This is a genomic window from Patulibacter brassicae, assembly GCF_033949425.1.
Lineage (GTDB): Bacteria > Actinomycetota > Thermoleophilia > Solirubrobacterales > Solirubrobacteraceae > Patulibacter > Patulibacter brassicae.
Genome location: NZ_JAXAVX010000003.1, coordinates 197832 through 223600, shown reverse-complemented (window position 1 = coordinate 223600; position 25769 = coordinate 197832). Strand labels below are relative to the sequence as shown.

Annotated in this window: 19 protein-coding genes; 12 read left to right on the top strand and 7 right to left on the bottom strand. The window is 73.7% G+C overall.

What is annotated here, in order from left to right; translation table 11 throughout:
* The first annotated feature begins 3 nt into the window (after positions 1–3).
* Both SK069_RS08685 and rfbC read left to right on the top strand, forming a co-directional pair.
* A complete protein-coding gene (locus SK069_RS08685) occupies positions 4–594 on the top strand; it encodes a TetR/AcrR family transcriptional regulator (protein ID WP_319953818.1) in 591 nt (196 codons plus the stop codon).
* Between the two features lie 137 nt (positions 595–731).
* On the top strand, positions 732–1295 hold the full coding sequence (gene rfbC, locus SK069_RS08680) for a dTDP-4-dehydrorhamnose 3,5-epimerase (protein WP_319953817.1): 564 nt from the start codon (positions 732–734) through the stop codon (positions 1293–1295).
* 54 nt (positions 1296–1349) lie between these two features.
* Here rfbC and glmS read toward each other — a convergent pair whose 3' ends face one another.
* Both glmS and SK069_RS08670 read right to left on the bottom strand, forming a co-directional pair.
* The gene (gene glmS / locus SK069_RS08675) at positions 1350–3182 is read right to left on the bottom strand and encodes a glutamine--fructose-6-phosphate transaminase (isomerizing) (RefSeq protein WP_406628273.1); all 1833 of its coding nucleotides are present in this window, start codon (positions 3180–3182) and stop codon (positions 1350–1352) included.
* A gap of 16 nt (positions 3183–3198) precedes the next feature.
* Entirely contained in the window at positions 3199–3483 is a 285-nt protein-coding gene (locus SK069_RS08670; RefSeq protein WP_319953815.1) for a hypothetical protein, read from the bottom strand.
* Between the two features lie 151 nt (positions 3484–3634).
* Here SK069_RS08670 and SK069_RS08665 point away from each other — a divergent pair, with 151 nt between their 5' ends.
* Positions 3635–4042 carry a DUF192 domain-containing protein gene (locus SK069_RS08665; protein ID WP_319953814.1) on the top strand — a complete coding sequence of 136 codons (408 nt, stop codon included), beginning with the start codon at positions 3635–3637 and terminating at the stop codon, positions 4040–4042.
* On the opposite strand, the gene SK069_RS08660 is transcribed toward SK069_RS08665, so the two are convergent.
* Positions 3985–4122, bottom strand: a complete 138-nt coding sequence (locus SK069_RS08660) for a hypothetical protein (RefSeq protein WP_319953813.1) — start codon at positions 4120–4122, stop codon at positions 3985–3987. The two genes, SK069_RS08665 and SK069_RS08660, sit on opposite strands and share 58 nt — an antisense overlap.
* Positions 4123–4258: 136 nt before the next feature.
* On the opposite strand from SK069_RS08660, the gene SK069_RS08655 reads away from it, so the two are divergent.
* From SK069_RS08655 to SK069_RS08640, 4 genes are all read left to right on the top strand, one after another.
* Positions 4259–5443, top strand: coding sequence for a glycosyltransferase family 2 protein (locus tag SK069_RS08655; RefSeq protein ID WP_319953812.1), 1185 nt, complete (start codon positions 4259–4261; stop codon positions 5441–5443).
* A 101-nt stretch (positions 5444–5544) separates the two neighbouring features.
* Positions 5545–7650, top strand: a complete 2106-nt coding sequence (locus SK069_RS08650) for a DUF2142 domain-containing protein (RefSeq protein WP_319953811.1) — start codon at positions 5545–5547, stop codon at positions 7648–7650.
* A gap of 38 nt (positions 7651–7688) precedes the next feature.
* Positions 7689–9125, top strand: a complete 1437-nt coding sequence (locus SK069_RS08645; RefSeq protein WP_319953810.1) for an MBOAT family O-acyltransferase — start codon at positions 7689–7691, stop codon at positions 9123–9125.
* A 3-nt stretch (positions 9126–9128) separates the two neighbouring features.
* Positions 9129–10430, top strand: coding sequence for an alginate O-acetyltransferase AlgX-related protein (locus SK069_RS08640; protein WP_319953809.1), 1302 nt, complete (start codon positions 9129–9131; stop codon positions 10428–10430).
* Between the two features lie 34 nt (positions 10431–10464).
* Here the strand turns inward: SK069_RS08640 and SK069_RS08635 are convergent, their stop codons facing one another.
* Positions 10465–12156: a glycosyltransferase gene (locus SK069_RS08635; RefSeq protein ID WP_319953808.1), complete on the bottom strand. Its 1692-nt coding sequence runs from the start codon at positions 12154–12156 to the stop codon at positions 10465–10467.
* 462 nt (positions 12157–12618) lie between these two features.
* On the opposite strand from SK069_RS08635, the gene SK069_RS08630 reads away from it, so the two are divergent.
* Complete coding sequence (locus SK069_RS08630) at positions 12619–13959, top strand: rhamnosyltransferase WsaF family glycosyltransferase (protein ID WP_319953807.1); 1341 nt, start codon at positions 12619–12621, stop codon at positions 13957–13959.
* Between the two features lie 34 nt (positions 13960–13993).
* Here SK069_RS08630 and SK069_RS08625 read toward each other — a convergent pair whose 3' ends face one another.
* Genes SK069_RS08625 through SK069_RS08615 form a run of 3 tightly spaced genes read right to left on the bottom strand, consistent with a single transcriptional unit; the run spans position 13994 to position 19361 of the window.
* Positions 13994–17197, bottom strand: coding sequence for a glycosyltransferase (locus SK069_RS08625; RefSeq protein ID WP_319953806.1), 3204 nt, complete (start codon positions 17195–17197; stop codon positions 13994–13996).
* Between the two features lie 29 nt (positions 17198–17226).
* Entirely contained in the window at positions 17227–18123 is an 897-nt protein-coding gene (locus SK069_RS08620) for an ABC transporter permease (RefSeq protein ID WP_319953805.1), read from the bottom strand.
* On the bottom strand, positions 18120–19361 hold the full coding sequence (locus tag SK069_RS08615; protein WP_319953804.1) for an ABC transporter ATP-binding protein: 1242 nt from the start codon (positions 19359–19361) through the stop codon (positions 18120–18122). The genes SK069_RS08620 and SK069_RS08615 overlap by 4 nt, the downstream gene beginning before the upstream one ends.
* A gap of 41 nt (positions 19362–19402) precedes the next feature.
* Between SK069_RS08615 and SK069_RS08610 the strand changes: the two genes are divergently transcribed.
* From SK069_RS08610 to SK069_RS08595, 4 genes are read left to right on the top strand one after another with little or no spacing between them, the layout of a single operon-like run.
* Positions 19403–21748: a glycosyltransferase gene (locus SK069_RS08610; RefSeq protein WP_319953803.1), complete on the top strand. Its 2346-nt coding sequence runs from the start codon at positions 19403–19405 to the stop codon at positions 21746–21748.
* Positions 21749–21759: 11 nt separating this feature from the next.
* On the top strand, positions 21760–23805 hold the full coding sequence (locus SK069_RS08605) for a glycosyltransferase (RefSeq protein WP_319953802.1): 2046 nt from the start codon (positions 21760–21762) through the stop codon (positions 23803–23805).
* Positions 23787–24914: a class I SAM-dependent methyltransferase gene (locus SK069_RS08600; protein ID WP_319953801.1), complete on the top strand. Its 1128-nt coding sequence runs from the start codon at positions 23787–23789 to the stop codon at positions 24912–24914. Before SK069_RS08605 ends, SK069_RS08600 begins: the two co-directional genes overlap by 19 nt.
* A 31-nt stretch (positions 24915–24945) precedes the next feature.
* Positions 24946–25758 carry a class I SAM-dependent methyltransferase gene (locus tag SK069_RS08595; protein ID WP_319953800.1) on the top strand — a complete coding sequence of 271 codons (813 nt, stop codon included), beginning with the start codon at positions 24946–24948 and terminating at the stop codon, positions 25756–25758.
* Positions 25759–25769 lie beyond the last annotated feature (11 nt).

Sequence of the window (25769 nt, the reverse complement as noted above, 5' to 3'; positions counted from 1 at the left end):
AACGTGCCGAAGGTCGTCGACCACGAGGAGCGGCGCCGCGCCGTCGCGGAAGCGCTCTGGCGGGTCGTGCGCCGGGAGGGCATCGAGCACGCCTCGGTGCGCAACGTCGCAACCGAGGCCGGGCTGTCGCCCGGGGCGATGCGGCACTACTTCGCCGGACAGCTCGACCTGCAGCGCGCGGCCATGCGCGCGCTCATGGAGCGGATCGCGGAGCGCCTGCGGGCGATCCCGTCGACCGGCGAGCCGGTCGAGCGCTGCCGGGCCGCGCTCGCGCAGCTTCTGCCGCTGGACGACGAGCGGCAGGCCGAGGCGGAGATCTGGTTCGCCTTCGCCGCGCAGGCGCGCACGCAGCCGGCCTTCGAGCCGCTGGTGGTCGAGACGTACGACGCCATCTGGTCGATCGCGGCGGAGGTCGTCTCGCTCGTCGCCCCGGGACTTCCGCCGGCCCGGCACGCGGCCGAGGCGGAGGCGCTGTTCGCGCTGGTCGACGGGCTCGTGCTCCACGCGGTCCAGCGGCCGGGCCTCGTGGACGCGGACGCGATGCTCGCGGTCGTCGACGCGCAGCTCGCGCACCTGCGGCGGGCCGTGCGCTGAGGACGCCGGACGTGGCGCGCGGCGCGCCGCCGGGTGCGGGCGTCAACGGCACCTCGCCGCCGGGGACGCGGATCGGACGGGCGGGCGTGCGCCGCGCACGGCTCCGGGTGGCGGCGGCCGCTACCGTTCGGCGTCGCATGCAGGTGCTCGAGACGACGCTGCCCGACGCGAAGCTGGTCGTTCCCCGGGTCTTCCCGGACGACCGCGGCTTCTTCTGCGAGACCTTCCGCGAGTCGGTGCTCGCCGAGCACGGGATCCACGACGCGTGGGTCCAGGACAACCACTCCCGCTCGGCGCGCGGCGTTGTGCGCGGCCTGCACTTCCAGATCGGCGACGGCTGCGCGAAGCTCGTGCGCTGCGGCCGCGGCCACATCTGGGACGTCATCGTCGACCTCCGCGAGGGCTCGCCGACCTACGGGAAGTGGGAGGGCTTCGACCTCACCGACGAGAACATGCACGCCCTCTACGTGCCCGTCGGCTTCGCCCACGGCTTCGCGGTGATCAGCGAGGTCGCCGACGTCCTCTACAAGCAGACGGCGTACTACTCGGGCGAGGTCGAGCGCGGGATCGCCTACGACGATCCCGAGGTCGGCGTGCGGTGGCCGCTGGAGCCCGGCGACATCCAGGTCTCCGAGCGCGACGCGACCGGGCCGACGCTGGCCGAGTTCCGCGACGAGCTGCCGTTCCGCTACGCCGGCTGACCGCCGCCCCCGGACCCCGGGGCGCGAACCGCCCCCGGCGCCGGCGGAGCGCGGCTACTCGACGGTGACGCTCTTGGCGAGGTTGCGCGGCTTGTCGATGTCGCGCCCGAGCGCCCGAGCGGCGTGGTAGGCCAGGAGCTGGAGCGGGATGTTCATGAGGATCGGGTCGAGCTCGGGCTCGGTCCGGGGCACGACGATCGTGCGCTCGGCCAGCTCGGTCGGCAGCGTCTCGTGGGCGATCGCGAGGATCGGGCCCTGGCGCGCCTTGATCTCGTGGAGGGTCGAGCGCTGCTTCTCGGCGAGCTCGTCGTCGGCCACGACCGCGACGACGGGCATCTCCGGGCAGATGAGGGCGAGCGGCCCGTGCTTCAGCTCGGCCGCCTGGTACGCCTCGGCGTGGAGGTAGGCGACCTCCTTGATCTTCTGCGCGCCCTCGCGGGCGATCGGGTAGCCGCGGACGCGGCCGATGAACATCGCGTTCTCGAAGCCGGCCAGCCAGCCGGCGGCCTCCTCGATCTGGTCCTCCTGCTCGAGGATCGCGGCGATCTTCGCCGGCAGCTCGCGCAGGGCCGTGATCATGCGGTCGCCGTCGGCGGGCGAGAGGTCGCGGATGCGACCGAGGTGGATGGCGAGCATCGCGAACGCGACGCAGGTCGACGTGAAGGACTTCGACGAGGCGACGGAGACCTCGGGCCCGGCGTGGATGTAGATGCCGCCGTTGTTCGAGCGGGCGATCGCCGAGCCGACCTGGTTGATGACGCCGAGCACGCGCGCGCCCTTGCGGGTGAGCTCCTCCACGGCAGCGAGCGTGTCGGCGGTCTCGCCGGACTGGCTCACGGCGATGTAGAGGCCGTTCGGGTCGATCACCGGGTTGCGGTAGCGGTACTCGGAGGCCGCCTCCGCCGTCGCCGGGATGCGGGCGAGGCTCTCGATGAGGTGCGCCCCGACCTCGCCGGAGTAGTACGCCGAGCCGCAGCCGAGGATGTGGACGCGCTTGATCGCGCGCAGGTCGTGCGGCTCGAGGTTCAGTCCGCCGAGCTTCACCGTCGAGAACCGCTCGTCGATCCGGCCGCTGATGCAGCGCTCGACCGCCTCGGGCTGCTCGCCGATCTCCTTGCGCAGGAAGTGCTCGTAGCCGCCGAGGTCGTAGTCGGCGGCGTCGAGGTCGACGAGCTCGGAGACCTTCTGGACCGGTCGCGCGTCGAGCGTCTGGGTCGTGAACCCGTCGGGCTCGAGCTGCGCGATCTCGCCGTCCTCGAGGTGGACGACCTGCTTCGTGTGGCGGACGATCGCGCCGACGTCGGAGGCGACGTACATCTCGCGGTCGCCGAGCCCGAGGACGATCGGGCTGCCGAGACGGGCGACGATCACGCGGTCGGGGTGCTCGGCGTCGACGATCGCCAGCCCGTAGGCACCCTCGACGCGGCGCAGCGCGGCCCGGACGGCGGCCATCGGGTCGTCGTGCTCGCGGGCGGCCAGGCCGATGAGGTGCGCGACGAGCTCCGTGTCGGTCTCGGACGTCGTCTCGATGCCCTCGGCCGCGAGGCGCTCCTTGATCTGGGGAGCGTTCTCGATGATGCCGTTGTGGACGATCGCGAACCGGCCGCTGAAGTCGACGTGCGGGTGGGCGTTGACGTCGTTCGGGGCGCCGTGGGTCGCCCAGCGCGTGTGGCCGATCGTCGGCGCGCCCTTCAGCCGCTTGGGCAGCGAGGACTGCAGGTCCCGGATCCGGCCCTTCGCCTTGTGGAGTTTGAGCCCGTTGCTCTTCCCGCCGCCGACGACGGCGATGCCCGCCGAGTCGTAGCCGCGGTACTCGAGGCGCTGGAGGCCCTCGAGCACGATGGGCACCCCGTCGCGGGTGCCGACGTATCCCACGATGCCGCACATGACTTGGGGATTCCTCCTACGTGTAGACGATCCTGCGCAGCTGCCGGAGCGAGAGCGCGGGGGGGCTGAACCGGCGGTGGGGGAGCTCCTCGGCGATCCGCGCGAAGGCCTGCTCGTTGCGCAGGCCGCGCGCCTGGAGCTCCCGGTGCCGACGCCGCACGAAGCCCGGGACGTCCTCGTCGAAGTACCGCAGCACCTCGGCGATGACGCGGTCCGCCTCGTTCGGCGTCAGCGAGGTGGTGCGCGCCAGGTGGCTGCGCAGCTCCCCGAACGTCGGAGACGGCCCGGTCGTGGCGGTCACGGCGCCGGATGGTGCACGACCGGGCCGCTGAACGCAAGTGATCTGCCCGATTCCGGGCAGGATGAGCCTGAATGCGCCGAAATCGCGCGTCCTTCGTGCCGGTTCCGCGGCAACGGCTGGCATACCCGAGCGGCGTTGCGATGGTCGGGCCATGCGCCCCCGCCCCGTCGCTCCCTCCGCCGCCGGTTGGCGGATCGCCGCGGCGGCGACGCGCGCCGCTCGGACCCGCGGGCTGCTCGGCCGCACGGGCCTCGGCCCGCGCGACGCGCTCTGGCTGCCGGTCCGCTCCGTCCACACGATCGGCATGCGGTTCGCGCTGGACCTCGTCTGGCTGCGCGCCGACGGCGGGGTGGCGCGGCTGGACCCGGGGGTGCGTGCCGGGCGGGTGCGGACGTGCGTGGCGGCGCGCGGCGGCGTGCTCGAGGTCGCCGCGGGACGAGGCCCGGCGCTCGTCGCGGCGCTCGCCGCCCGGTCCGGGTCCGCCGAGGTCCAGCGGCGGGCTCAGTCGTCCGCGTCCCCGGGATCCTCGTCCTCGGCGCGCGTCCGCGACCCGCGGTAGAGCAGCAGCGACGCCATCGCGAGGACGACGACCATCCCGGCCGCACCGACGAGGGTCGAGCCCAGCGAAGCGAGCGCCATGCCGGGGATCGTACGGCTCGCCCGGTGACGGGCGCGGGTGCCTGGCACGCCGGTCCACTACCCTTGACGGCGGTCTCCCGACGTGCGTGCGCGACTTTCCGCCCGCTCGCGTGTTCCTCCGCCGTAGGTGCCCTCCATGAGCACGACGATCACTCCCCGGCCCGCGGACGACGCCGGTCCTCCCGTCGGCGACCTCGTCGTCTCCGTGGTGATCCCCTGCCTCAACGAGGAGGAGAACATCGTCGCGGTGGTCACCCAGGCGCGCGAGGCGCTCGTCGACGCGCGGATCCGTGGCGAGGTGATCGTCGCCGACAACAACAGCGAGGACCGCTCGGCCGAGCTCGCCACGCAGGCCGGCGCGCGGGTCGTCCACGTGCCCCGGCGCGGGTACGGCTCGGCGTACCTCGGGGGCTTCGAGGCCGCCCAGGGGCGCTACATCGTCATGGGCGACGCGGACCTCACCTACGACTTCCACGAGATCCCGAACTTCGTCCGCGAGCTCGACGACGGGGCCGACCTCGTCATGGGCAACCGGATGAACAACATCCAGCCCGGCGCGATGCCGTGGCTGCACCGGTACGTCGGCAACCCGCTGCTCTCCGGGTTCCTCAACGCCCTCTTCCGCACCGGCGTACGCGACGCGCACTGCGGCATGCGCGCGGTGCGCCGCAGCGCCCTGCCGGCGATGGACCTCCGCACGCCGGGCATGGAGTTCGCGTCGGAGATGGTCATCCGGGCGAGCAAGGCGAACCTCGACATCCGCGAGTTCGACATCCAGTACCACCCCCGCGGTGGCGAGTCGAAGCTCTCGACCTGGCGCGACGGGTGGCGGCACCTCCGCTTCCTGCTCGTCCACAGCCCGACGCACCTCTTCCTCGTCCCGGGCCTGCTCCTGCTGGCCCTCGGCGTGGCGATCATGGGGACGGTCCTCCTCGGGATCGACGTCTTCGGCCGCGACTGGAGCATCCACTCGCTCATCGCCGGGTCGCTCGCGACGATCGTCGGGGTCCAGGTGATCTCGCTCGGCCTCTGCGCGCACGCGTACGGCATGTACTTCATGAGCGACGTCGATCCGTGGTTCGACCGGATGCGGGCGCGGTACCGGCTCGAGCACGGCCTGGCGATCGGCGGCGCGCTGACCTTCGTCGGCCTGATCGTCGCCGGGGTGATCGTCGTGCGCTGGGCGGCCGACGACTTCGGCGCGCTCGCCCAGACCGACCTGGCGATCGCGGCGGTGACCCTCATGGTCATCGGCCTGCAGATCGTCTTCTCCTCCTTCCTGCTCTCCATCATCGGACTGCGGCGGGGCCAGACCCGGTGACGGGCCCAGGCGCGAACCGGCGCCCCCGCCGCGCGGCGGGGGCGGGGCACGCCGCGGCTCGGCGACGCGCCGCGACGTCCCCGGCGGAACGGGGCTGCTGAGTGCCGCCGGTCCCCCACCGCCGCGCCCTCCTCCTCGTCGCCCTCCTGTCCGTGCTCCTCGTGGGGCTCGGCACGGCGCTGATCCTCTCCGCGAGCGGCCCCGAGCGCCTCGGCGACAACGGCCGGGTCGGCTCCGCCGTCGGGGGCTTCCTCGATCCGGGGCACCGCCGCAGCTGCACGACGCTGCGCGACGTGCCGAAGCGCGCGCAGGTCGCGCGGCTGATCGCGGTGGCGGTCGACAGCCAGGGCGAGCCGCTGCGCGACGCGGCCCTGCGCGCCGGGACGCGGGCGACCCTCCGCGCTCCCGGCGACGAGACCCGCCAGGTGCGCTACGACCGACGCGGGGAGGACCTGCGGATCGCGCTGGACCGAACGGCCGTGCCGGACGGCACGCGGCTCTGCCTGCGCTACCGCACGACCGGCACCCGGTTCGCGATCTCCCTCCGCGGCGTCGGGCCCGACCCGCTCGCGCGCGACGCCGCGTTCGGCGTGATCTACGAGCGGGCGGGCTCCGCGAGCTGGTTCAGCCGCGCGGGCGGCGTGCTGGACCGCGTCGCGCCCGGGCGGCCGGCCCACCAGGGCGAGTGGACCGCCTGGCTCGGGCTCCTGCTCATCGCCCTCGCCGCGCTCGGCGGGATCGCCGTCGCCTGGGCGGCGGTCGCCGGGCGGCTCGGGCACGGTCGCCGCGCGCTCGTGGCGGTCGCCCTGGTGGCGGTCGCCAGCGCGTCGAGCTGGGCCCTCGTCGTGCCGCCGCTGCAGACGCCCGACTCCGAGTCGCACCTCTCCTACGTCGCGCACGTCGCCCACCACGGCGGGCCGGTCGAGGACGGGGACGCCCGGGTCTCCTCGGCCCTCGCGGCGACGCAGCGGTACACGCGCGAGCACGGGATCCGCTTCGTCCAGTTCGCCACGCCGCCCCTGCGGCAGGTCGACGCCGGGCCACGCCCGTCCAGCGCGCTCTCGGACGCCGACGGCGGCGTCGTCGCCAACGCCCAGGGCAACCCGCTGCTGTACTACGCGGCCGCCGCGGTGCCCTACCGGGTCACCGGAGCGGGCCCGTTCGGCGGCGAGCTGTGGGTGCGGCTGCTCTCCGCCCTGCTCTTCGGCGTCACCGCCGTGGGCGTCGTGCTCTTCCTGCGCGAGGCGCTGCCCGGCACGCCGCGGCTGGCGGCCGTCGGAGGCCTGCTCGTCGCCCTCCTGCCGCAGGTCGCGTTCATCTCCGGCAGCGTGAACCCCGACGCGATGCTCTTCGCGTTCGGCAGCCTCGTCCTCTGGCGGATCGCGCACGCGTTCCGCCACGGGCTGGACGTCCGCGGCGGACTGCTGCTCGGCGGGCTCCTGGCCGCCGCGTCGCTCAGCAAGCTCGCGGGCCTCATGCTCGTGCCCAGCGCGGCGATCGCGCTGCTCGCGTTGCTGTGGCGCGCCCGCGGGACGTCGGCCCGCGCGATGCTGCCCGCGGTGGTCGCGGCGGGCGGCCTCTTCGCGGCCCTCTTCCTCGTCTACCAGGGCCTGAGCTCGGCGCTGTGGAGCCAGGGAACGACCGGGGGTGGCCAGGCCGGGACGATCGGCACGGGGTCCCTGCGCGAGGAGCTGAGCTACGTCTGGCAGTTCTTCCTGCCGCGGCTCCCGTCGATGACGCCCCTGTTCGACGGATCGCCGCTGCAGTTCGTCTACGTGCGGGAGATGGTCGGGGTCTACGGCTGGAAGGACGTCGTGCTGCCGAGCTGGGCCTACGAGCTCGGGCGCACGGCCTTCTGGGTGATCGTCGCCGCCGCGGGCGCGTTCCTCGTGCGCCGGCGCGACGCGCTGCGCGGACGCGTCCTCGAGCTGCTCGCCTATGCGGCGTCGCTCGGCGCGTTCCTCCTGCTCATCGCGCATCTGGGCTACCGGTACCGGGTCGACCTCGACCTCCAGCGGGGCCGCGAGGTCTTCGAGCAGGTGCGCTACCTCTTCCCGCTGCTCGCCCTCTGGGCGGCGGTGCTCGTCGCCGCGCTGCGGCTCACCGGGCGGCGCGTCGCGCCGTATCTCGCGATCGTCGTCGTCGGCCTCGCAGGCCTGCACTCGATCGCGTCGATCCTCGCGACCGTGGGCAGGTACTACGGCTAGTGGGGCGCGGGCGCGCAACGCCGGAGGCGGGCCGCTAGGTGGTCTTCGCCTCGCCGATCTTCCTGTGGGCGTTCCTGCCCGCGGTGCTCCTCGTCCTCTGGTCCGCGCCGAAGCGCGCGCGGAACCTCGTCGTCAGCGCGGCGAGCCTCGTCTTCTACGCGTGGGGCGCGCACGAGTTCGTCCTCCTGCTGCTCGCCTGCATGGCGGTGAACTTCGCCGCCGGTCAGGCCATCGACTCCGACGGGCTTCGCGCGCGGCCGGGCCGTCGCAAGGCGGTGCTCGCGGCGACGATCGCGTTCGACCTCTCGATCCTCGTCGTCTGGAAGTACGGGACGTTCGCGCTCGAGCAGATCGCCGACGTCCGGCGGGCGCTCGGCGACGACGTCGGGGACGTGATCCAGATCGCGCTGCCGATCGGCATCTCGTTCTTCACGTTCCACCACATCAGCTACATCGTCGACGTCTACCGCGGCGTGCGCGGGGCGCAGAAGAAGCCGCTGGAGTTCATCACCTACATCTCGATGTTCCCGCAGCTCGTCGCGGGGCCGATCGTCCGCTACAACGAGATCGCCGACCAGCTGCCCAACGACGCGCCGCGCGACCGCTGGGACGACTTCACCGCCGGCGTGCCGCGGTTCATGCTCGGCCTGTTCAAGAAGGTCGTCATCGCCGACGCCCTCGCGCCGATCGCCGACGCGTCGTTCGCGCTCGACGGCGGCGAGATGACGACGACCGCCGCGTGGGTCGGCGCGATCGCCTACACGCTGCAGATCTACTTCGACTTCTCCGGCTACAGCGACATGGCCATCGGCCTGGGGCGGATGCTGGGCTTCCGCCTGCCGGAGAACTTCCGCCGCCCGTATTCGGCGGTGTCGATCACCGACTTCTGGCGCCGGTGGCACATCTCGCTGTCCAACTGGTTCCGGGACTACCTCTACGTCCCGCTCGGCGGCAACCGCAAGGGCCCGTCGCGCACGTACGTGAACCTCTCGATCGTCTTCCTCCTCACCGGGCTGTGGCACGGCGCGAACTGGACCTTCATCGTCTGGGGCGTCTACCACGGCACGTGGATGCTCATCGAGCGCGCGACCGGCCTGCGGACGCTGCCCGACGCGACGTGGCACTGGCCGCGACGGATCCTGACGTTCCTCATCGTCGTGGTGGGCTGGGTCTTCTTCCGGGCACCGGACCTCGGCACGGCGTTCGACGTGTTCGGCGCGATGTTCTGGCCGACCGGCGGGGTGCTGCCGCCCGAGGTCGGCGTGGCGCTCGGCAACCAGGCGACGGCGACGCTCGTCGTCGGCCTGCTCGTGCTGCTGCTGCCGGGGAGCTTCGTCACCGGCCGCTGGATCGAGTTCGGACGCGGCCGGCTCGCGGACGCCGGGCGCGCGGTCACCACGGCCGTCGCCGGACCGTACGCGGCGCTCATGGTGGCCGCCGGGACGTTCTCCCCCTTCCTCTACTTCCAGTTCTGACCCATGGCCCGCGTCCCGCTCCCCCGCCGGATCACCGACAGCCTGCGCCGCGTGGGCGTGCTGCGGACCCTCACGGGCGTCGTGGGCCTCGTCGTCCTCCTCGCGCCCGTGATCCTCTGGGCCGCCGGCGAGCGCGCGACGGCGGTCGAGAACCGGCCGTTCGCGGCGCGTCCCGCGCTCGACCAGGGCTGGGAGGCGACCGACCAGGCGACGGCGTTCTTCACCGACCGCGTGCCGGTGCGCAACGCCGCCATCGACCTACGGCGCACCGTCTCGGACCGCCTCTTCGGCGAGCCGCCCCCGCCCGCCGCGCGGTCCGGGCCGGTCGGTGCCGGCGGCGCGGCGTCGGGCGGCACCCGCTACGTCCAGGATCGATCGCTGCAGGTGCTCGAGGGACGCGAGGGCACGCTGTTCTTCGGCGAGGAGTTCGCCCGCGCCTGCCGCCCGGACGCGCCGACGTCGGAGACGCTCGAGCAGGTCCGGCGCCTCGCGCTCGGCCTGCGCGCCGCGGGCAAGCGCGCGGCGATCGTCATCGTGCCGGACAAGAGCGGGATCGAGACCGAGCTGCTGCCGAAGGACCTGCCGGAGCGCGGCTGCGCGGCGAAGGCCCGGCAGGAGCGGTTCGATGGGCTGCGGCGCCTCGGCCTGCCGGAGGTCGTCGACGTGCAGTCCGACCTGCTGCGGCTGCGACGCTCCGGCGTGCGGCCCTACCTGCGGCTGGACACGCACGTCAGCTCCCGCGGCTCGGCGACCTTCCTGGCCTCGGTCGTGCGTCGGCTCGACCCCCGGGTCGCGCGGTCCGCGCCCCTGGAGCGGACGGGGACGGAGCGCGCGCAGGGCGACCTGACCGTCATCCAGGGGCAGCCGGCCGAGGGCCCCGACGAGATCTACCGCTTCGCGCGGCCGGGGGTCACCGTCCTGCCGGGCGGTCAGCTCGACCCGCTCGGCGGCTTCCCCCTCTTCCACCTCGCCGCCACGGGGACGCGCGCGCACCCCGTCGTCCCCGGCCGCACGGCGTGGTTCGGCGACTCGTTCACCGAGCGCGCGCTGCCGCAGATGGAGCCGCTCTTCGCCGACCTCTGGCGCGTCCCGGAGCTCACGCGCGGCCCCGCGCGCGAGCGTCCCGAGGAGGCGCTCGGGCTCGTGCTGGACCAGTTCCGCCAGGCGGAGAACGTCGTCGTGGAGCTCGTCGAGCGCACGGCGTTCGGGCGCGCGAAGGGCTCGATCTTCTACCCCCCGACGGTCGACCGGATCCTCGCGGCGCTGCGCGAGGCGCCCGGCGCGCAGGCCACCGAGCGGCGCTGACCGCTCGCGGTGCCGGGGAGCCGGCCAGAGGCGCTCAGCCCCGCAGGACGACGCTGCTGTCGTCCAGGGCGAGCGCGGGATGGAAGTACGGGTCGCCGACGGTCCGGAACGCGCCGTAGGAGCGGATGCTGGCCTCGTAGTCGCCGGGGTCGACGTACGTGCCCCGGGACTTCGACTCGTCGTGCAGGAGCGCCACGTGCGGCACGCAGACCGACCGGCGCCCCGACGCGGTGAGCCGCAGGCAGAGGTCGACGTCGTTGCCGGCCACGACGAAGCCCTCGTCGAAGCCCCCGACGGCGTCCCAGGCGTCGCGGCGCACCATGAGGCACGCGGCGGTGACCGCCAGCCAGTTGCGCACGCCGTCGCCGGGCGCGCCCAGCGGCGTGTCCTCGTCGGGTCGGCGTCCCTGCCAGGGATGGCCGGCGAAGCCGTGCAGGCCGAGCGCCGCACCCGCGTGCTGGACGGTCCCGTCGGGGTAGGTGAGCAGGACGCCGACCGCGCCGACCGACGGTCGCAGGGCGTGCTCGAGCATCCCCTCGATCCAGTCGGGCGACCGGACCGCGGTGTCGTTGTTCAGCAGCAGGACGACGTCGGCGTCGCTGCGGCGCACGGCGGCGTTGTTCAGCGCGGCGTAGTTGAACGGCTGGTCGTCGCGGACGGCGACGACCCGCGGATCCGCGGAGAGGCGCTCGAGCATAGGGAGGACCCCGGGATCCTCCGACCCGTTGTCCACGAGCTGCAGCCGCAGCGGCCCGGCGTACGTGCTCTCGTCGAGGACCGACCGGGCGCAGCGCTCGGTCAGCTCCGGCTTGTCGCGGAAGAGCACGACGACCTCGACGCTCGGCAGCGCCGCCGGCAGCGGGTAGCGCACGCGGACGAGGCCGCTGGGGGCGACCTCCGCGCTCGCGGCCTCGCCGAAGGCGGTGGCCGCGGCCTCGGCGTCCTGGGGTCGCCACGGTGCGTCCCACGCGCGACCGACGGGCGCGCGCCGGTGCAGCAGCAGCAGCGGCACGTGGCCGTGCCCGCCGGCATCCGGTCCGGCCGCGAGCGTCGCGACGAGCCGACGCGTTCCCGTGCCCTGACGGATCGCGGCGCTCGCCGCGCCCGGCAGGCGGGCCGGGTCCAGCGCGACGAGGCCGTCGGCGGCGGCGCGGGCGAGCTGGCCGTCGGGCGACGGGCCCTGGCGCAGACGCGGATGCTGCCGGCCGCCGGCGTCGTCCAGGACGTCCTCGTCGGCGGTGAGGAGCGCCACCTCCGGCGCCAGCGTCCACGCCTGGCCGAGGCGCTCGAGCGCGAGCGGCGCGAGCTCGTCGCCCGCATCGACGAGCACGACCGGGGCGTCGCCGGCCTCCTGGGCCTCGCGCATGACGTCGGCGGCGGTGCCGGCGAGGACCGTCGTCGGCGCGACGGTCTGCGCCCCGACGCTCGCGGCGGTACGGGCGATCGCGGCCTCGTCGTCGCCGGCGACGACGATTCCGACGGCCAGCGGGCGGGCGGCGGTCGTCGGATCGCCCTCGAGCGGGACGGCGCCGACGAGGTGGACGCGGGGGCTCGCGGCGAGGGTCGGCTCGACCGCGGCCAGGAAGTGGCGCCAGCGCTGCTCGGGGGTCGGGCGTCGGGCGCTCCGACGCCGCAGCACGGCGCGTGCGACGACGCCGCCCGCCGCGACGAGCGCGAGCAGGACGAGCACCAGGACGACGGTGGAGACGGCGAGCGGACTGGGCATCACGGACGCGCCGGAGCCTAGATGGTCGGTCGCCCGCGACCGCGGACGGCGTGGCGCGACGAGCCGCGGTTCCCCGGCGGACGGCGTGGCACGACGGCCGTGGTTCCCCGGCGCGCGGCGTGGCGTGACGGGCCGTGGTTCCCCGGCGGACGGCGTGGCGCGACGGGCCGTGGTTCCCCGGCGCACGCCGCGGCACGGCCGGCCGCGAGTTCCCGTGCATCGAGCGTCGCCTGCGGCCGCCGCTCTCGCACCCGTCGTGTCGCGCACGCGACGCGTGCGCGACACGGCGCCTTTGCCGCCGGCCCCCGGGTGGGGCGCTGGGCGCACCCGCACGGGTGCTCGCGGCACCCCGCCACGGGCCCGGGGGCGCCGTGCGGTCCGGGGACCACCCGTTAGGCTCCGCCACCGCGGCCCGTCGTCCCCGGTCGCGCCCCCTCCCCGTCCCCCGGTCGACTGACGAAGATGGCTCCCTGGAACCGCGAGCGCCTGCGGTACATGCGCAACATCGCCCGGCAGGGGCCGACGGAGCTCGGGTACGCGTACTTCCGTGCCCGTCGCCGGCGCAAGAACCAGCGCGACGACGAGACGACGCTCACGGAGTCCGACGAGCTGGCGATCTCCGGCGCGTTCGACTACAGCCGCGACGAGCTGGCGGCGCACCGCGCCGTCGTCGACGCGTACCGGGCGATGGACACGTGCGAGATCCGCTCGATCCAGTGGTTCCTGCCGTACTTCGCGCACGCGTACTTCGGGGGCGTCTACACGATCCTGCGCTTCGCCGACCACCTGCACCGCGAGCACGGCGTCGAGAGCCGCTTCTGCCTCTACGACGCGTCGCCGGACGAGCCGACGATCAGCCGCCTGGCGCGCCAGATCCACGAGGCGTTCCCGTCGCTCGCCGACGCCGAGGTGACCGGGTCGAAGGTCGACGGGCAGGCGCAGTTCGGTCACCTGCGCGAGGCGGACGCCGCGATCTCGACGCTCTGGACCGGGGCCTACCCGCTCCTGCGGTTCAACCGCGTGAAGGCGAAGCTCTACTTCGTCCAGGACTACGAGCCGCAGTTCTACCCCGCCGGCGCCGGCTCGGCGCTCGTCGAGCAGACCTACCGGCTCGGGATCCCCGGGATCATCAACACGCCGGGCCTCGCGGCCGCCTACCGCGCGTACGGCAACCCGGCCGTCTCCTTCGTCCCCGCGGTCGACGAGCGCTACCACCCGCCGGCGACGCCGCGCTCGGGCGACGGGCCGGTCCGGATCTTCTTCTACGGGCGCCCGAGCACGCCACGCAACGCGTTCGGGCTCGGCATGGCGACCCTCGCGAAGGTCAAGCAGCGCTACCGCGACCGCGTCGAGATCGTCAGTGCCGGCGAGGAGTGGCGCCCCGGGGCCTACGGCGTCGCCGACGTGCTCACGAACGTCGGCCGCCTGCCTGGCCTGGACGCCGTGTCCGACCTCTACCGGACCTGCGACGTCGGCCTCGTGTTCATGTTCACGAAGCACCCGAGCTATCAGCCGCTGGAGTTCATGGCGTCGGGGATGGCCACGGTCTCCAACGAGAACCCCGACACCGCGTGGTTCCTGCATCACGAGCGCAACAGCCTCGTCGCCCCGCCGGCGGCCACCATCATCGCGGAGGAGATCGGGCGGCTCGTCGAGGACGCCGAGCTGCGTCACAGGATCGCCGAGGAAGGTCGTCGCGAGATGGCCGCGCTCAGCTGGCCCGGGCAGTTCGAGCGGATCTGGGAGACGATCACCCACCCCGCGGCCGCGACCTGGGACGACCCCGAGGGCTGGCGGCCCTGACGTCCGGCCGGCGGGCGCGGCCACCGGGGCCGGGTCAGCGCGCGACGTCCGGCAGATCGGCGTCGAGCCGGTCCTCGACGGCCCGCTGACGCGCCTCGAGCGCCTCGACGGCGTCGGCGACCCGTCGCAGGTCGTCGCCGAGCGCCGCGATCGCGGTCGCGATCTCGCGGGAGGCCGCAGTCTGCTCGGCGTGGGAGGCGGCGAGCCGCCCAACGGTCTCGCGAACGCCCCACGACACCTCGTCGAGGGTCGTTCGCAGGGCGTCGAGCGCCCGAGGGACCCCGGCGGTCGCCAGCTCGATCCGCGACACCGCCTCCGGCGTCCCGCGGCCCGCCTCGCTCTCGACCTCGAGTCGACCGACGGCTGCTGACACCCCGGCCACGCGGTGGTACAGGGTCGGGACCGCGCGCGCGAGCCGCCGGGGTCCGACGCGGACGCGCTGGGGCGGCGGGGCCGCCGGTCCGTCCTGCGCAGCGTCCGCGCGGGCGATGGCCAGAGCGTCCCGGGCGGCAGTTGCGAGCCGGTGCCCGCGCTCCTCGTCGAGCTGCTCGAGCGCGGCGAGCCGGTCGTCGCCGGTTCGCGCGAGGGCGTCGAGCAGGCGCCCTTGGAGGGCGGCCAGGTCCTCCGTGTCGGCCTGCGCCCCGAGCCACACGTCCGCCGTCTCGATCGCCCACTGGCGCGGCGACGTCTGGCGCAACGCGTGGAGCAGCGCGTCCTCGACCTCCCAGCCCGGCAGCCCGACCAGGGCGGCGAGCCACGGCGGCCGAGGCCCGCGGTCGGTCGCCTCATCGGACGCCGCGATCTGCTGCAGCACCGCTCCGGGCGGCGAGTCCTCGGCGACGATCTTGCGGGTCCACGCGCGGAGCTCGCCGTCGCTGGCCGGTCGCCCCAGCAGCTCTCGGAACCCAGCGGACACGAGCGCCCGCGCCTCGCCGTCCCAGGCCCGAGCGATGAGGGGCGGCACCAGTCCGTCGAGCTCTCCGAGCCCGTTGCGCACGACCTCGCGCGCTTCGTCCTCCGACAGCGCGAGTGCCGAGCCGAGGGTCTCCTGCAACGCGTCACGCCAGTCGCCGTCTCGAGCGACGGGGCCGAGCGCCAGGTAGGCCCGCTCACATCGCTCCGCCGCCCGCGAGAGCGACCAGTGCTCCTCATAGCGTCGCCGTCCGGCTTCGCCGAGTCGGCGGCGCGCGGGTGCGTCCTCCACGAGGGCGCCGAGCGCGGCGGTGAGCGCGTCGACGTCGTCCGGCGGAACGAGGACGCCGGTCTCGCCATCGGAGACCGCCTCGCGCATGCCGCCGATCGCGCAGCCGACCACCGGCAGGCCCATCATCGCTGCCTCGACGTGAGTGAGCCCGAGCGACTCGTAGCGCGAAGGTCCGCAGAAGACGTCGGCGGTGGCGTATTGCTCATGCAGCGCCGCATCGTCGATCTCACCGAGGAACGAGACCCGCGCACGCAGCTCCGCGGGCGCCGAGCGCTCGAACGCCTCACGGTACGTCTCGTCCGTTCCGGTGTTGCTCGTGTCCCGTCCGACGAGGACGAGCTCGAAGGAGCGGCCGGCGCCATGCAGGCGCGCGGCGGCCTCCAGCAGGAGGTCGACGCCCTTCCGGTGCTCGAGACGCCCGACGAAGAGGATCCGCACCGGTCGGCCCACCGCCGCTCGGGGAGGTCCGGGCCCGACGTCCCTCGTGCCCAGGTGGGCGACGGTGACGGGCACGGCAGCCGTCTCCTCGGGATATTGCTCCGCGACCCCTTCGCGGATGGCCTCGCTGATGGCGTGCAGGTGGGAGCTGGCGCTCAGCGCGGCTCGCTCGAGGGCGAGCTGGTCCGCGACAGCGGCGTCGGACCACTCGCGGTGGAGCTCGCTGATGGTCCGCATGGTCGTCATGAGCGTCGTGACGACCGCCCGACCTGGGACGTGGGAGACGACGAGACCCTCGGCGCCCCAGATCGGGGCCGACACGACCTGCGTGGGCCCGAAGCGCCGGTCGATCTCGTCGATCGCGGCGGCGACCGCGAAACTCCGGCGCAGCATCGGCTCGGCGGCCCGGTCGCTGAGCGCGGCGAGCGGCGGCCCTGGGGCGACTCGGTGGACCCAGACGCCCTCGAGCAGCTCGACCGTCGAGCGCTCGGCGGCGTCGGCCACGACGTGGACCTCGTGCCCGCGGGCGGCGAGCGTCGTGGCGAGATCGTTCGTGAACCGGCCGATCCCGTAGATCGGCCCCGGCGGGTACTCCAGAGAGACGAACGCCATTCTCGCGCCGGTCGGCCGGGGGCCGGCGTGCAGCAGGAAGTCGTCTGGCACGCGCGGCCGCAGCGCACGCGCCGCGGTGCAGCCGCGCAGACCTGCCGCGAGCCCGACGTCGGCTGCCCGCGCGATCGACGCCCGGAGCCGGTCGTACGCTTCGGTGGTCAGCAGCTTCGCCCGGACGCGGCGGTCCTGGTACCCCAGGAGGTCCTGCACCCACTCGTCCGTGACGTGTCCGATCTCCCCGACGCTGTGACCTGCGGCCCGCCCCAGCTTGAACGCGAAGTAGTAGCGGTTCTTGACCGCCGGGTACGGGTCGGTGACCTCGGAGTCCGCGCCCCGCAGGTGACTCTGCAGGAAGTTGTGGATCACCGGAGCGGCGTCCAGTGAGACCAGCCGGCCGCCCGCGTCGATCAGGCGGGCGCAGAGGTCGACCTCGTCGTAGTTGTACTCGATCTCCTCGTCGAACCCCCCAACCGCCTCCAGCGCCGATCGCCGGAAGCACATGTTCGTGCCTTGGAGGTAGACGAAGGGGTCGGCGCCCGGCGTGGTGGCCTCGGGGCCGGGCGGCTCGTCGGGGAACGTCGTCCGCCCCAGACGGTCGCACAGCGAGTACCGATACTGGAGCTCGCGCCCGTCCGGGAGGTGGACGAGGCCGCCTGCTCCCACGACGCCCGGGTCGTCGAACGGCGCCGTCAGCTCCTCGAGCCAACGCGGCAGGGGGATCGCGTCGTCGTCGACGAAGGCGACGAGCTCACCGGCCGCCATCTCGATGCCGACGTTCCTCGAGATGGAGAGGTTGCGACCGGGCACGCGGCCGATGCGGATGCGGTCGGCGAAGCGCGCGAGGACCTCGGCGGTGTGATCCGTCGAGGGCCCGTCGACGACGATGATCTCGAACGCACGGTGGGTCTGCGCGCCGAGCGCCTCCAGCGTCTGGCGGAGGCTGTCGGCCCGGTTGTACGTGTTGATGACGACGCTGACGCGCATGTGCAGGAACTGGGGGGCGGAGGCGACGGTCAGAGGCGCTCGGCCGCGCCGCGAGCCTCGCGGTCGAAGACCCACACGCCGAGCGCGCAGATGCCGATCGCGATCGCCACCGCGGGGATCGCTTCGGTCCATCCCCCGAGCGCCGTGATGCCGCCCGGCGCGGTCGGGTCCACCATCCAGGCGCGCATCTGCTCGAGGATGCCCGTGAGCGGGTTGTAGCTCAGGATCTCCTTCACCGGTCCGTCCACGTTGTCGATCGTGTAGAGGACGGGAGAACCGTAGAAGAGCGCCGTCGAGATCACGGCGTAGATCGGCTGCACGTCGCGGAACCGCACGTACAGCCCCGAGACGAGCAGGGCGACGCCGACAGCGAGCAGGACGAGGGGGGCGAGCCCGACCGGCAGCAACAGCCAGGTCCACGTCGGATCCACGCCGTACACCAGCATGAACAGCACCACGACGACCATCGCGCTCAGGAGGTTCAGCGCCGCCGTCGTGACGACGGCCAGCGGGATCACCGCACGTGGGAACTGCATCTTGCGCACGAGCGTCTCGCGCACCACCAGCGAGGTCACGGCGGTGTTCGTCGCGTCCGCGAAGAAGTTGTAGAACATGATGTTCATCAACAGCAGCACGGGGTAATTGGGGATCTCGTCCCCGAACTTCGCGACCTCGGTGAACACCGTGTAGAGCACCGCGAAGAGCAGCAGCGGTCGCGCGAGCGACCAGAGGTACCCGAGCGCGGAGCCGAAGTACGTCAGCCGGAAATCGGTGACCGCGATCGTCCAGGTGAGGTGGGCGAAGCGCCGCCAGCCCCCGCCGAGCGCGCCCGGCCCTGGCATCAGTCGCAGCGGCAGCTCGTCGTCGTAGTCCCGGATGGGAGCCAGGTGGTCGGGGGCCGTTCGCGGCTGCGTCTGGGTGCTCATGCGGTGCCCTCGATCGGCTCGGCCGAGGGGAGGGTGGCCGTCAGGTGGACCTGGCGGGGCACGCCGACTGCCCCGACGACGTGGTCTGCCCCGTGGACGACGAGCTGCGCGACCTCGGGGACGTCGGCGAGGACGTGCTGACGGCCCACACCGCGAGTGATGCGCATCCGCACGGTGTAGCTGCCGTCCGCGAGCTGCGGTCGGAACCCGCAGCGGACGACGACGTTGGCGCCTCCCGGGAGCTCGGTGCCGTCGAGGCCCGCGTCGGTCGGTGTCAGGCCGTGCTCCACGCCGGTGATCGGGTTGCCCAGTTCGTCGAGCAGCTCGACGACGAGGTACCCGTGGTCGGTCGCCACGTGGAACGACAGGTCCATGTGGACGACGAAGTGCTCCCCGGACTGGACGTGGTCGACCTTCTCGCCCTCGCTCTCGACCCAGGCGGCGTTCAGCGTGACCGCGGGGGAGTCGGCGCTGTCGGCGACCACGACGTCGGTCCGCCCGAAGTTCGCGTCGAGGTACGCCAGGCCGACCTGCCTCGGGTCGCCGAGCAGCTCGATCTCGCCCTGGCGGATGAACATCGCCCGGTGGCAGAAGCGCTCGACCGTCGCCATGTCGTGCGTCACCAGGATGATCGTCTTGCCCTGCTCGCGGAGCTCCCAGAAGACGTCGAGGCACTTCTGCTGGAAGGCGGCGTCGCCGACGGCGAGCACCTCGTCGACGAGCATCACGTCGGCGTCGGCTTGCACCATGACCGCGAAGGCGAGCCGGACCTGCATTCCCGAGGAGTAGTTCTTGAGCTTCAGGTCGAGGTAGTCCTCGAGCTCGGCGAAGGCGATGATCTCGTCGAACCGCTCGCGGGCCTCGCGTGGCGAGAGGCCCATCATCACCGCGTTGATCTGGACGTTCTCGTACGCGGTGAGGTCGGGATTGAAGCCGACCCCGAGCTCGATGAAGGGCGCGAGGCGCCCGCCGATCCGGATCGTGCCCTGATCGGCCGTGTAGATCCCGGCCAGGCACTTCAGCAGCGTGCTCTTGCCGGAGCCGTTGCGCCCGACGATGCCGAAGAACTCTCCCCGGCGGACGTCGAAGTCGATTCCGCGCAGGATCTCGAGGTCGTGGTGGGCCGTCCGGCGGAGCGGGTGCAGCGCGCGCTCCTTCAGCGTGCTGACCTGGTGCTCCGCGATGCGGAAGGTCTTGTGCAGCCCTGAGACCGAGACGGCGAGCGGTACGTCGGCCATTGCCGGACAGGGTAGAGCGTCTCCGACGTAGACTCCGTCAGGTGCTCGGCGTCGTCTTCGCGTCCGGCGGGGACCTCGGGTCGGCGGCGGCCGCCGTGCGTTCCTGGCGCTCGACGACCGCTTCGCCGGCGACGGTCCTCGTCGATCACCCGGACCTGAAGCCCGCGCACCGCCGGATTCACGGGCCAGGCACGACGGTCCTCAGCTGGGCCGACCTCGACGTCGCGCCCGGGGACGCCGGAGCGCTGCTCGTCGCGCTCGCGGCGCGCACCGAGGGGTCGCGGATACTCGTCGGACTGCCGGTGACGTCCTTCGTCCTGCACCCGCCCGGGCCGCTCGTGTCCGTCGCCGAGGACGGCGGGGTGGCGGTCGCCCGACGGTTCGTGGCCCCGCCGGACGACGCGGACGGCCTGCGGCCCTCCGCAGAGGACGTCGTGACGCTCGGAGCGACGCATCCTCGGCTCTTCGCCTGCCGCGCGGGTGATCCCCGGCTGGCCCCGCTCGCCGCGCTGCTGGACGTCGAACCCGCGCGCCGCGACGTGCTGCTGGAGAGCGAGGTGCCGGGACTCGTGCTCGTCGAAGACCCGGGAATCGGTCTCGCGTGGTGGAACGTCCACGAGCGGCCGTTGGCCGGAAGCCGGCCGGAGGATCTGACGGCCGCCTCGCGCCCCCTCGCCGTCGCCGACCTCGACGGCTGGTCCGCCCGCCACGAGCACCTTCCGCACCCGGACATGAGCCGCCTGCGCCCCTCGGAGGACGGGGCGCTGCGGGTGCTCGTGCGCGCCTACGGCAACCTCCGGGCCTCCGTCGTCGACGTCCCCGACGAGCCGGACCCGTGGCCGGGCGACCCCGTGCTGCGCACCCTCCTTTCCCGGTGGCCTGCGCAGGAGCGCATGCGCGTCCTGCGCGACGACCCTGGAGCTCGCGAGAGGTTCCTCGCCTGGGTCGGCGAGTCCGATGCCGAGGAGACCGTCTGGGGCCTGAATCGCTACCTCGTCGAGCTCCGCCGGGGTCGGTACGACCTGCAGGCCGCGTTCGCGGACCTCGACGATCGCGACGACGCCCGGCGGCTCGTCGAATGGGCGCGCACCGCCTCCGGCCTGGACGGTCGGCTCGTCGGGCTCCCTGCGGCGCTGGCAGACCCGCCTACGGACCCCGAGATGGATCCCGAGGTCGTCGCGGCCCCGTACGGCGGGGTCAACGTCATCGGGCTGTTCGACGAGTCGGCGCTCGGTGTCGCGGAGATCGCGCGCCAGGTCGCCGACGGGCTGGAGGCCGGCGGCATCCCGGTCGACCGGGTTCGCGTCGATCGCCGCGGCCGACCCCGGCCCGCGGACGGCGACGCGCCGTTCCGGTACCGCGTGACGCTCGCCTGCCTGAACGCCGACCTGCTGCCCGTCGTGCTGCGGCGCCTGCGTCGGCGGGTCCCCGCGAACGAGTACCGGATCGCCGTCTGGTGGTGGGAGCTGGAGCAGGTCCCCGACAGCTGGCGACCTGCGATCGGCCTGGTCCACGAGATCTGGGCGGGGACGGCGTTCGTCGCAGCGGCGTTCGAGCGCGCGTTCGACGGGCCGGTCCGGCACGTCCCCCTCGGCGCAGCCTCGCCATCGACGCTGGGTGCCGCGAGACCCCGCGACGGCCGGTACGTGCTGAGCGTCTTCGACTATGCGTCCCGCGCGGAACGCAAGAACCCGGTCGGGGCGATCGAGGCCTTCGCGCGAGCGAATCCCCCGGCTGACGTCCGACTCGTGGTCAAGTCGGTCGGCGGGCGGGCGTGGCCGCGTGAGGCGGAGCGCGTGCGCCTGGCGGCGCTGGACGCCGGCGTGCCGGTGGAGCTCGTGGACGAACGCCTTCCGGCCGAGGAGCACGCGGCGCTCGTCGCGGGGGCGGCCGCGCACCTCGCGCTGCACCGCGCCGAGGGTCTCGGCCTCACGATCGTCGAGTCGATGCTGCGAGGCGTCCCCGTCGTCGCCACGGACTACGGGGGCAGCACCGATCTCCTCGACGATCGGACGGGGTGGCCCATCCCGTGGACGCCGGGTCGGGTTCCATCAGGCCTGGCGCCCTACCCCGAGGGTGCCCGCTGGGCCGAGCCCGACCTCGGGGCCGCGAGCGGGGCGCTGCGGGAGGTGCTCGCCGCCGGGCCCGCGGTCGCGGAGCGCGTTGCTCGCGCGCGTCAGGTCGCCTGTGAGCGCACGGACCGGATTCGTTCGGGCGCCGACCTCGTCCCGGCCGTTCGCGAGGTCTTGGAGCGGCTGCGCGAGGAGGACCGCCAGGTCGCGCGGGAGCGGGAGGACGCCCGGCTGGCGGCGCTGCCGCAGCCGCGCCGGACGGCAGCGCGCGCACGCCGGTACCTGCGCGAGCGCCGCGCCGGGGACGGCCGTTAGGATCGCGGCCGGTGCCGAGCTCTCCTCAGGCCTCGTCAACGGCGACGGCCGCCGTCGGAACGCGTCCGCGGATCGCCGTCGTCAGCAACGACGTCGCGCCCGCCAACGGCGGAGGGATCGCTGCCTATGTCGCTGCCCTCGCCGACACGCTCGCGGAGTGGGCCGAGGTCACCCTCTTCACCCGCGCGAGCACCGTGAGGGCCCTCGAGCGCGTCAACCACGAGCAGCGCTCCGTCTGGACACTCGACCCGCGGGTGGCCCTCGTCGCGGTCCCCGACGACGTCGACGGCGGGCCCGGGTCCTACTTCAACGCCGCGCACCGGCACGCCGCCAGCGTGTATGCGGCCGTCGCCGCGCACTACGACGGTCGCGGCCCTGACCTCATCGAGGTGCCCGACTACCTCGCCGAGGGGGCCGTCCTCGTGCAGGCGCGCGCCGCGCAGGTGCCGTGGTTGCGTGGGACGCGGATCGTCGTTCGGGCGCACACGACGCACGAGGTCGTGTGGACGCTGAACGGCGCTCTGCCCGACGACGAGCCTCAGCGGCTGCTCTGGGAGCTCGAGCGCTACGTCCTGCGCGAGGCGGACGCGTGCGTGGTCGGAGGAGCCGAGGTGGGCGCGCTGTATCGGCGCTTCTACGACGGGGAGCTCGCGCCGACCGTGGAGGTGCGCCACCCCGTGCCCCGGGTGGTTCGGCAGGCCGCACCGGTCGACGAGACGGAGCCCGGTCCGCTGCGACTGCTGTACCTCGGGCGGCTCGAGCGCCGCAAGGGCGTGCAGGCGCTCGTCGAGGCGCTCCGCGCGACGCCTGCGGACCTGCGGCTGACCGTCCTCGGCGCGGACACAGAGACCGGGCCGCGTGGCGTGTCGGTCCGCGCCGCGGTCCGCCTGGCGGCCGCCGGCGACCAGCGGGTGCGTCTTCAGGACCCCTTGCCCCCGGAGGACGTTCCTGCGTTCGTCGCCGGGCACGACGCGGTCGTGGTCCCATCGACGTGGGAGTGCTGGCCCAACGTCGCGCTCGAGGCCCTCGCAGTCGGCGTGCCCGTCCTGGCCCGTCCCGTCGGCGGTCTGGTGGAGATCGTCGGACCGCCCGACGACGACGGTCGCCGCCCCGGGGGCTGGCTCGCGCGCGACGCGAGCGGTCAGGCGCTGCTGGAGCGGATCGAGCAGCTCGCGGCCGATCTCGACGCCGTGCGCGACCCTGCGCGCCGTACGGCCGCCCGTGCCCGCTTCGAGGAGCTGACGCGTTCGGGGGCGGTCAAGGCCGGCTACCGGCGCCTGCTCGCTCGCGCACCCCGCTGGGACCGCGCCGAGCCGGTCGCGGGTCCCGCGTCCCGGGTGACGGTCGTGATCCCGTATTTCCGCCTGCCCCAGTACGTCGAGGCGGCGGTGCAGAGCGCGCTGGACCAGACGCATCCGAACGTCACGGTGGTCGTGGTCGACGACGGGTCCACCGACCCGGGAGACGCCGTGCTCGGATGCCTCGCGGAGCGCGACCGGGTGACGGTGCTGACGAAGGCCGGCGCGGGACTCGGTGCGGCGCGCAACACGGGGGTCCGCGCGTCCCTGGGCGACTTCGTCGTGCCGCTGGACGCTGACAACCTGCTCGGCCCGACCTTCGTGGAGCGGTGTCTCGACGTGCTGATGCGACGGGAGGACCTGGAGTTCGTCACGAGCTGGTCCCGCTACGTGGACGAGGCCGGCCAGCCGTTTCGTGCCGGACCGGACGAGGGCTGGCAGCCGCTTTCCAACGACCCGGCGATCCTCGCGGAGCGCAACGTCGCGGGCGACGCGGTGGCGCTGCTGCGTCGGCGGATCTTCGATGATGGGTTCTTCTACGACGAGGAGCTCACGAGCTTCGAGGACTGGTTCCTGTACCTGCGTCTGCGGGACGCGGGACGCCGCGGGATCGCGATCCCCGAGCGGCTCTTCGACTACCGGATCCGACCCGATTCGATGCTCCGGACCCAAGGCGAGCCCGCAGCGGAGCGACTGATGGCCGAGATGCGTGCCCGACGGCGCGAGCTGGAGGTGGAGTGGTGTCCCTGGAACGCCTGAGCAACGACGCGGTCCACGGGGAGTCCCTGCTGGCTCTCGAGCACCGCCACCGCTACCGGTTCGCGGCGCGATTCTGCGCCGGACGGCGCGTCGTGGACCTCTGCTGCGGCGTCGGGTACGGGAGCGCCATCCTCGCCGAGCAGGCCGCGTCCGTGCTCGGACTGGACGTCGACCCCCGGGCGGTCGAGGAGGCGCGTCGCGCGCACGGCGCGCTCGACGGCGTGCGGTTCGACCAGGCCGATGCCGTGACGTGGCTCGGGACGGTCGACCCGTCCGAGCTCGACGTCCTCGTCTGCTTCGAGGGGATCGAGCACCTCGCGGACGGCGAGGCGGTCCTCGATGGCCTTCGACGCCTGGCGGCCGGGGGGGTACGCCTTCTCGTCTCGGTGCCGAATTCGCGGCGCTACGAGGAGGACAACGCGTTCCACCTCACGAACTTCGACCGCGACGCGGTGGGTCGGTGGGCAGCGGCACTCGACGCCGTGGTGCTCGGGCAGTGGCACGCCGAGGGCGTCTTGATCGCCCCCGAGGACGGCGCGGACGCGGATCCCGCGATGCTGGAGTCCCCCGGCGTGCCGGCAGGCGAGCGGCCACGTGGTTGGGCGATGCACTATCTGCTGCTCGTCGGGCTCGAGCCGGCCGGAGTTCCCGGCGGCATGCTCGCCTGGGTCGCCGAGCCGGTGAACGCCCGTTGGCAGCAGTCGCTGGAGCGGGCCAACCGGGAGTTGTGGCAGCAGAACGTCCGGATCGGCACGGGTGAGCGGCCCTCAGCGTTCGGCGCGGCGAGCGCGGCGGTCCTGGACCGCTGGAGGGCGCGGGCGGAGACGGCCGAGCGCGCGCTTCTGGACGTGGCCGATCGAGAGGCGCGGGTCGCGCAGGAGGAGGCCCGCGTCGCAGGACGCGCGGCCGCGCTCGAGCAACGGGAGGCGGCGCTGGCCACCCAGGTCGCGGAGCGCTTCGAGGACGAGCGGCGCGTGCACGCGCTGCGACAGCGCATCGCCGAGCAGGAGGCCGAGCTCCTGCGCCTCCGCGCCGTTCGGCAGCGCCGCGCCGTCCGGATGGCGCTGGGTGCCGCGGCGCTGGCGCGGCGGCTGCGCGGACCGGCCTGATCGGCCGTCAGACCATTACCCTCGACGTTCGATGGAGCTCTTCGAGGACGACGTGTGGCAGATGGCCTGGGGCGAGCGCGCTGCGATCGAGGGGCTGCTGTCGGCCCGCCGCCCGGCGCTCGCGATCGAGGTCGGGACTGCGGAGGGCGCGAGCCTGCGCCGGATCGCGGCGCACAGCGCCGAGGTCCATTCGTTCGACGTCGTGCTCCCGCAGCTCGAGGTCCCCGAGCACGTCACCCTTCACACCGGCGACTCGCACGTCCTGCTGCCCGAGGTCCTCGCGGGCTTCGCCCAGGAGGGCCGCAACGTCGACTTCGCGCTCGTCGACGGCGATCACTCGGCCGAGGGCGTCCGTCGCGACGTCGAGGATCTCCTCGCCAGCTCGGCGGTCCGGGACACGGTGATCGTGACGCACGACACCGGGAACGAGCTGGTCCGGTCCGGCCTCGACGCCGTGGACTATGCCGCCCACGACAAGGTCGTCCACGTCGACCTCGATTTCGTGCCGGGGCACCTGGGTCGGGAACGGTTCGGTGGCGAGCTCTGGTACGGCTTGGGGCTGATCGTGGTCGATGCGGATCGCCCGCGCGCGGGCGATCCGGTCCAGCGCGACCGGCATCACGGCGGCGAGCTGCTTGCCGTGGCCCGCGACGCGCTCGCCGGTGCGCCGGCACGCGCGGGGACATCGGCGACCGCGCTGGACGCCCGTGACGAGCGGATAGCGGCGCTCGAGCGGGAGGTCGTCCATCACCGGGATCTGTGGCAGGCGTTGATGCGCTCGCCGAGCTGGCGCGTCACGGCGCCGCTCCGCGCCGCGAAGCGGCTGGCGCACCGCCGCGGCTGACGCGCGTCCGG

Coding starts and splice junctions, on each gene's coding strand:
- SK069_RS08640 (WP_319953809.1), top strand. CDS start 9,129: ATGGCCCGCGTCCCGCTCCCCCGCCGGATCACCGACAGCCTGCGCCGC.
- glmS (WP_406628273.1), bottom strand. CDS start 3,182: ATGTGCGGCATCGTGGGATACGTCGGCACCCGCGACGGGGTGCCCATC.
- SK069_RS08620 (WP_319953805.1), bottom strand. CDS start 18,123: ATGAGCACCCAGACGCAGCCGCGAACGGCCCCCGACCACCTGGCTCCC.
- SK069_RS08660 (WP_319953813.1), bottom strand. CDS start 4,122: ATGGCGCTCGCTTCGCTGGGCTCGACCCTCGTCGGTGCGGCCGGGATG.
- SK069_RS08665 (WP_319953814.1), top strand. CDS start 3,635: ATGCGCCCCCGCCCCGTCGCTCCCTCCGCCGCCGGTTGGCGGATCGCC.
- rfbC (WP_319953817.1), top strand. CDS start 732: ATGCAGGTGCTCGAGACGACGCTGCCCGACGCGAAGCTGGTCGTTCCC.
- SK069_RS08625 (WP_319953806.1), bottom strand. CDS start 17,197: ATGCGCGTCAGCGTCGTCATCAACACGTACAACCGGGCCGACAGCCTC.
- SK069_RS08615 (WP_319953804.1), bottom strand. CDS start 19,361: ATGGCCGACGTACCGCTCGCCGTCTCGGTCTCAGGGCTGCACAAGACC.
- SK069_RS08595 (WP_319953800.1), top strand. CDS start 24,946: ATGGAGCTCTTCGAGGACGACGTGTGGCAGATGGCCTGGGGCGAGCGC.
- SK069_RS08655 (WP_319953812.1), top strand. CDS start 4,259: ATGAGCACGACGATCACTCCCCGGCCCGCGGACGACGCCGGTCCTCCC.
- SK069_RS08630 (WP_319953807.1), top strand. CDS start 12,619: ATGGCTCCCTGGAACCGCGAGCGCCTGCGGTACATGCGCAACATCGCC.
- SK069_RS08635 (WP_319953808.1), bottom strand. CDS start 12,156: ATGCCCAGTCCGCTCGCCGTCTCCACCGTCGTCCTGGTGCTCGTCCTG.